Origin of the sequence: Ralstonia sp. TCR112, from assembly GCF_007997035.1 — a bacterium.
Classification (GTDB): domain Bacteria; phylum Pseudomonadota; class Gammaproteobacteria; order Burkholderiales; family Burkholderiaceae; genus Ralstonia; species Ralstonia edaphi.
In genome coordinates, this window is record NZ_VOSS01000231.1 from 1 (window position 1) to 604 (window position 604).

The 604-nt window shown below is 65.7% G+C and carries 1 pseudogene; it reads right to left on the reverse strand.

Features of this window, described 5'->3' with window-relative positions:
- Positions 1-604, reverse strand: a pseudogene (locus FUT88_RS25545) (metallophosphoesterase family protein); the annotation flags it as partial.

Sequence of the window (604 nt, forward strand, 5' to 3'; positions counted from 1 at the left end):
GCCGCGATACGGCGCGGCGGCATCCCACGGGATCGGGTTCCGTTTGGCCTGCGAGCCCGGCGCGGGCGGTGCAGGCAGCGGGAACATCAGCGAGCGCGCCGAGTGGTGCGCAATGTGCCCAGTCATGTGGTGGTGTTCCTGGTGGATGTGACCGTAGAACACCGTCACGTTGGGGTGCGGCATCAGCAAGTCGATGACCTGCTGGCCGTCGCGCGTGGCCCAGTCCCATTGCGGGTACAGATCGAACAGCGGCCGGTGCGTGAACACGACGATGGGTGTGTGCTCAGGCACGGAACGCACATCGGCCGCCAGCCACGCGAGTTGTGCATCGCCCACGCGCGCGGATGGGTCCGACACGTTGTCGATGGCGATGAAGTGCACGCCCTTGTGATCGAACGAATAATGCGTGCGGCCGAAGAGTTCGATATAGGCCTCGCCGTTGTCGAGCGAAGCGTCGTGCTCGCCCGGCATGTAATGCACCACCGGCACCTTGATCTGCGCGGCCAATGTCGCGAAATTCGGGCCAGGGCGCTTGCGGGCGTTCGGGCAGGGGTCGTCGCTGATGTGGGCTGAGGGTCGCCCGTGAAGATGACGAAGTCCGGGC